Here is a 6164-nt window from a genome sequence, read left to right on the forward strand (position 1 = left end):
GAGTTCGAGTACGGTGCGCGTCTGCTGCCAGAGATTGTTGAATCCCCACCAACGCTTGAGATTGTGAAACAGCGGTTCTATGCCCCAGCGGCGCGCGTAAAGCTGAACAATGGTCTGTGCCTCCAGATCCACTTCGGAAGCCAGGATCAGGCGTCGCTTTGTCCATTCCTGCCGCTTGTCGTTGTAGAACTGGCACCAGACGGCGCGCACCGTCGTGCCCTTGAGGAAGCGAGCCACGGCGACGATCGAATGCAGGCGCACGCGCTGTTCCTTGCCATAGAGCCTCATCGTCAATTCGGTTGCGGGCAGCGCTTCGATGGCCTCGGCGCTCAGACGCTGGCCATAGATGCGAGGCCGTCCACGCCGGGGCCCACCGGATCGTGCGGGCGGCAGAAACAGCGCGGTATCGATACGCGCCTGGCCGATGACGTGCATGTTCCGACGCAGCAATGGCAGGACCAGACGCGCGCGCATGAACCAGGAGTCGAACAGCACACGTATGGGCCGCTCCGTCACTCCCGAGACAGCACGCACAAGCGCCAGCGCAATCTTGAGCTTGTTAGTATTGCCCGTTTCCGGAACCAGTCGCGAGAGGATCGGCAGCACCATGCCGACGCCCCCGTTGCCCAGTACGCTCACACCCAGAGTCACGATGCATTGCGCCCAGACATGTTTGGGCCGGTTGGTCTTGCCGCTGTGCTCGCGTCGCCACGCGACCGCCCGGCGCCCTCTTCGAGCAGCGCATGATCAGCGTATCGTCCAGGACCATGGTGAGCGTGCCGCTGGGCAAGACGACAAGCACCAGTCTCAGCAGCGCTCGCGCGAGTGGCACCGTACGCCAGGTGCCACGCTCCAGAAGCTTGAAATATGCCGTCCAGTGGCGCGTACACCCAATGGCCGAGATTGCGCGACTCACCCATCCTTCGGGCGAAATCATGCACCCGCACAGCAGCTCGAGAAAGCTGGTTTGGGAGCGAAGCGGCACGGCGGTAAGCAGAACGTTGATCCATTCGCTCAGGTAAAACTCAGTGCGTTTCGACAGTGACATGGCTATCGCAAGAGAACCGAAAACGATTCTCATTGGCCGCCGCGCTGCTTGCGCTAAAACCTCGCGCAAGCAGCGCGGCGGCCCCACGATTGCCTGTCTATGTCAAGTTTTTTTCGAATTCCAAACCATTTTCCAGCGCCCCTCACCGGGGTGCTCAATGTCTAAAGTCGAGAAAGGAGTAAATAGATGGATTTAATCCAATAAGCAAGATTCCCGCTCTCAGTAATTTGAATGTTGATAGTGTCGACTTGACAAAGTTAACGCCGAAAAAATTAAGTGGCGGAAAGGGGTCTCCCATCTCAATGGGAAAATTAGCTGACCTGGTGAACGCGCCGCTAAAGTTGGATGCTTGCCGCAGTGGAAAAGTATCCTTGGCGAAACCATCGAAAGCGGCGTACCTAGCCGTGACGGAATCTTTTCCAGATCACTATGTCAAGCACGATGACGCGAATTATGCGCGCGGAGGAAAAACAGAGTGTCCGCTTGGCGTAAGGCGTCTAGAGAATGGAAACGAAGTATTCTTTCGTGCCATGTATGCGGACGAGCTCTTCAGTGCTCTTGACATGCAAAAAGTTGAAATCAGTGGCATGGGCTGCCGAGCCACGCATACGCATCGACTTATTCTGAAAACAGCGACATAGTGGCGGTAATTGAGTGCAAGCCGGGAACGGCGAAATTAATTATTGAGCATGCAGCATTGGAGCAAGGTGACGACAACAATCGCAAGAAAATCGCAAAGATATTTTCTTCCGTCACCGAAAATAAGGCTTGGAAAGCAAGAGGGAAGGAGAAGACCCTCGCGTTCAAAAAGGAGGGGGATAGGGGGTTTTCGCCAAACAACGATAAGGAGCATATAACTGTGGTGCTTGGCGAGTGGCAAAATGTTTTTAATGGGCAGGTTGTTAGTATTAAGTACACAGACAAGAATGCGAGGAGGAAGCTCCCGCCACTTTTGATTGACGATAACGGTGACACTTTCAAATCTTATCGCGACTCACCGGAGTGGAATGCATCGCCAAATAAGACGAGAATTAACGCTCTCGATAAGCAATTGAACGTTAACAGAGATACGGTTGGAAAGTTGGAGTCGGCATCTAAAAGAGATGCATTTGGTTTCAATAAGGCTGAGCACAAAAAGGAACAAGCAGCGAAAAAGCGGGCTGAAGCTGAGAAATCGAAGGTGAAATCCGAAGCGAAACTTTCTAACGATAAAGACGAAGAAGGTTTAAAGTAGCTTCGACGTCCAACGTTGGTGCGCGGATTCGCCAGCGCCGCCCCTGAAGCGCTTGCCAGTAAGCGGCGCTTTACGACCAGGGGCTTTGTGGCGCTGCGTGCGTACGTGGAGCGCATCCGGCCGCGGTTCGCGCGCACCTACTACCTCACCGACGACGGTCCGCATGCGCTGACGCTCGGCGCGATGCGGCACCTGACGACGATGCTCGACATGCCGGTAGTGCTCGCGATGGCGCACGGTACCACCGCTCGACAATCACTTGCGCGCGTCGATCGGTCAGCACGGACGCACATCTCACGGCCGTCGCGTATTGCATAGTCGCGGAAGGGCAGCTGGCGGCACTGTCGCCGCATCCCAATCCACCGACGGTCAGCCTGGCTGCGTCTCCGCGCGTGGTGCGTCGGCTGGGAAAAGCGAGGGCATTGCAACGCTCGGCGAACTGGTGGCGTTCCCTAAGCGGCGCGGTGGCAACTGGTGGCGCTCGGCAACAAAGATAAAGCAACTAACAATCTATAGCAATATCATGCATGAACCAAGGCAACGTCCCGTTCCCCGGCGCAACAGGATAAAGAGCGGGATACCCTCAAAATCGCGGGGAGCCTTTACCCGTAAAGCATCAGGCGATTTGTAAAGGGATCACCCTGGATGAGCTGTGAGCTCATTTACGATACCTCTAAGCTCACGTACAATGAGTCGAAGGTATCACTTAAAATTGTTGTGAGTTACGTTATGAACTAAGAGACCGTCGGTAGTGATCCAAATAGGGATCATCTCGCGATAGAGAATGAACGCCTACGGGGTGAGCTCGCTAAGCTCAAATCGGGGGCGGTGAATCAAGGCATTGTCCAGGTTCGGGGCGCTACCTAGACGAACTGGACGAGCTTGCATTTCGCTCCCCGGCTGCTCGGAAGCTCTTGACCAGCTTGGTTAAGGTAATGAACAAACAAAACGCGGTGATGATTTCTCAAGAGTCTCTTGCGAAGCTCACTAAGCTAAGCAAACCAACAATTAAGCGAGCGGTTGCGCTGCTGCGAGAGCAGCAGTGGATTGATGTCTTGAAGGTTGGCACCGCGAATGTGTACCGCGTCAATAGCGGCGTTTTCTGGACAGCTCGCGCCGATGGCCGATGGGCATCTTTTAGTGCAGAGGTCATTCTGAATTTCGACGAGCAAGATGAAAGAACTAAGGCTGCGCCAGTCAATCCGCCAAAGCCAATCTTGCGGCATACCCCTTTCTTACATGCGGACGAAGAGGTCGTCGTGGCCAACACAGCGCTAGGGGCAATAGAGCCGTCGGAGCAGGCCCAAATCGACTTTCACAAGGGAGCATGATGCGCGTCCCGATTACCGCACCAGCTATGCGGTAATCCTGCTATCGGCCGCGCGATGGACGCAGACTATGCGGAGTATGACGAACAGGAGCGTGTGATGGGTACGAGCTACGAAAAGGACGTGGTGGCCTGGGCTAATGAGCAGGCGGCGTTGCTGCGTGCGGGTAATTTTTCGGCCTTAGACATTGAACATCTAGCAGAGGAGATTGAGGACGTGGGTAAGAGTGAACAGCGCGAGTTGGCCAACCGGATGGCCGTTCTGTTGGCCCACTTGCTCAAATGGCAATATCAGCCTGGTCGTCGTGGATCGAGCTGGCAGCGGACGATCAAGGAGCAGCGGCGAGCGCTAGATGCTGCTCTAGATGAGACCCCAAGCCTCAAAAAATCTTTGACCGACCCCAAGTGGACTAGCCGAATGTGGGCCGATGCTGTAAGCAAAGCGATTGATGAAACCGGCCTCGATGAGTTTCCGGAGGCATGTCCTTGGTCAATGGAACAAGCACTGGTTATCGACTTTTACCCAGAATTATGATGGCGCCAGCTTCGTTCGCCATGAAGTTCGCCATGTAAGCTGTCGTCATTGTTCTCAAACGGTCTCCCAGATGTCCCCTGATTGTCTGCTAAAGGTAGCCTGATTGTTCCCAGGTCCCACGGACTTCAGCCTAAGCTGTGTAACGCCCTTAACGGCCGAGAGATTTGGGTCCTTAACCAGGCCCAAAATCTCGATACACATCGTGCTGTTGCCGGGTTCAACTGGATTGAGCTCAGGCGAGTACGGCGGGAGCGTGAGCAGGCGCAGATTGTGGGCCAGCCTGAGCGAAGCACTCTGATGCCACCCGGCGCCCCTGAGTTCGACAGTTGATATGACTCCGCTTGTCAAGACGGGATCGGTTTTGGGTTTTGAGCTGCCATCTGAATTTCCTGAGGGCGACGTAGCAGTAAATCTCGACGGTGGATCATGCTGATATCCGCGGGTTGGTTACCGCATTACAGAAGTCCGCCCAGCGAGCCTGCCGCTATCTAATGCCGCAAGTCGAATCAAATCCGTTGCCTAACTGTCTCGCGGGTTGCTCGGGTGCCGGGCTACGCCGCCTTCAGGAAACTCTTGCTCGGGTGGTGAGGGTTGATTTACGCGTTGCTCAAGGGTTGGCTCACGCCATGCGCACCTCGGGCCGTACGGCGAGCGACATGGCGAGCTGGCTGATGTCCCAGATGAAACCGGCGAGTTCGCGAGCGACCGCGACCACCGCAATATTCTTCTGCTTGCCGCGCGCGACGAGCTTCCGGTAGCGCCGGCACAGGCGCACCTGCGCGTCCCAGGCGCGGTCAACGATGGGCTTGGGGATGCCTTCGTGTCGGCGCTGGATTTCGGGACTCACGCGGGCCGGGTGCTGGTAGCTCCAGGCCGCTTCCACCAGCAACTTTCTTGCATAGCTGTTGCCGTTCTTGGTGATGCTGCCCTGACGGCGCTTGTCGCCCGACGAGCGTTCGGACGGCGTCACCCCCAGCCAGGCCATCAGCTGGCGCGGGTGGGCGAAGCGTGACAGATCCCCGAGCTCGGCGAGCATGCCCACTGCCGTGGTGAACTGCACGCCGCGCATCGTCTGTAGGCCCAGCACGGCAGGATAGAATCGCCAGTTGACGACGGCCTCGTGCAACGCGGCCTCCAGCCGGTCGCATTGCGCCACGCGATCCTCGATCGTGCGCCGATACTCCTCGAACGCCAGTTGCTGCCAGGCGCTGTCGAGAGCATAGGCGCTCAGCCAGCGCCGGTGCGCAGCTCCCCAGTCGGCGCGGCCGGCATAGCGCACGCCATGCAAGAGCAGAAAGGCCTTCAGCCGTTGCCGGGCACGCTTAAGATCGTCCTTGGCGCTGACCCACGCGCGAGCCAGATCGCGGAATGCTTCGTCTTCCACGCTGGGCACGTACACCGCTGACAGGTCGCCGGCGCGCAGCGACCGCACTAGCTTGATCGCATCACGCCGGTCAGTCTTGACCCGATCGCCCGGCTTTTTCGGAATCAGCGACGGCGCGCACACCATGCAGTCAAATCCCTTCTGCACGAGCTGACGGTAAAGTCCATAGCCGCATGGGCCCGCCTCGTAAACGATGCGGATGTGCCGCGCCTTCGATTGCAGGCGCTTACACAGGCGATCAATATCCGTCTTCGTCGTGCCAATCTTGCCGAGCAGTTCGACCTCGCCTGTGCCTAGCGCATAAGCAACCGTGATCGAATCCTTGTGAACGTCGAGCCCTACGTACAGTGTGCTATCGTTTTCCACGCTGGCCTCCGTGATGGATATCGCCGGGTGTGGCCCTGTCCACACCGTGCGGCTCTGGCAGAAATGCTAACCCGCGTTTGAGTCCTCGCGGCGGGCCAGCCTCTACCTCGCGGAGTCATACTGACTAATCGCGCAACTACCTGATTTTATTGATGTCGATTTTAAAAAATGCCACTACAACAGCGCGAGCTGCTGCGGGGCGGCCGGTTTTTTCACGTTCAGGGCATTGAGCACCTCGGATTGTTCGGCGCTGATGGTCGAGACACCCGT

At 57.0% G+C, this 6164-nt stretch carries 5 protein-coding genes and 1 pseudogene; 4 read left to right on the forward strand and 2 right to left on the reverse strand.

Going from position 1 to position 6164, the window contains the following annotated elements; translation table 11 throughout:
• A pseudogene (locus AWB78_RS50205) lies at positions 1-1048 on the reverse strand (IS701 family transposase); the annotation flags it as partial.
• A 640-nt stretch (positions 1049-1688) separates the two neighbouring features.
• Here AWB78_RS50205 and AWB78_RS41110 point away from each other — a divergent pair.
• The 4 genes from AWB78_RS41110 (at position 1689) to AWB78_RS41125 (ending at position 4144) form a co-directional block, all read left to right on the forward strand.
• A complete protein-coding gene (locus AWB78_RS41110; RefSeq protein ID WP_157697849.1) occupies positions 1689-2282 on the forward strand; it encodes a hypothetical protein in 594 nt (197 codons plus the stop codon).
• A gap of 15 nt (positions 2283-2297) precedes the next feature.
• A complete protein-coding gene (locus AWB78_RS41115; RefSeq protein WP_157697850.1) occupies positions 2298-2600 on the forward strand; it encodes a hypothetical protein in 303 nt (100 codons plus the stop codon).
• Between the two features lie 554 nt (positions 2601-3154).
• A complete protein-coding gene (locus tag AWB78_RS41120; RefSeq protein ID WP_269768981.1) occupies positions 3155-3613 on the forward strand; it encodes a helix-turn-helix domain-containing protein in 459 nt (152 codons plus the stop codon).
• Between the two features lie 96 nt (positions 3614-3709).
• The gene (locus tag AWB78_RS41125; protein ID WP_062612872.1) at positions 3710-4144 is read left to right on the forward strand and encodes a DUF29 domain-containing protein; all 435 of its coding nucleotides are present in this window, start codon (positions 3710-3712) and stop codon (positions 4142-4144) included.
• A gap of 619 nt (positions 4145-4763) precedes the next feature.
• Here AWB78_RS41125 and AWB78_RS41130 read toward each other — a convergent pair.
• Positions 4764-5894: an IS110 family RNA-guided transposase gene (locus tag AWB78_RS41130; RefSeq protein ID WP_062612870.1), complete on the reverse strand. Its 1131-nt coding sequence runs from the start codon at positions 5892-5894 to the stop codon at positions 4764-4766.
• Positions 5895-6164 lie beyond the last annotated feature (270 nt).

Source organism: Caballeronia calidae (assembly GCF_900044055.2).
Taxonomy (GTDB): domain Bacteria; phylum Pseudomonadota; class Gammaproteobacteria; order Burkholderiales; family Burkholderiaceae; genus Caballeronia; species Caballeronia calidae.

What these genes read in the sequence shown, in the direction of transcription:
- AWB78_RS41125 (WP_062612872.1), top strand. Translation starts at nt 3,710, where the DNA reads ATGGGTACGAGCTACGAAAAGGACGTGGTGGCCTGGGCTAATGAGCAG.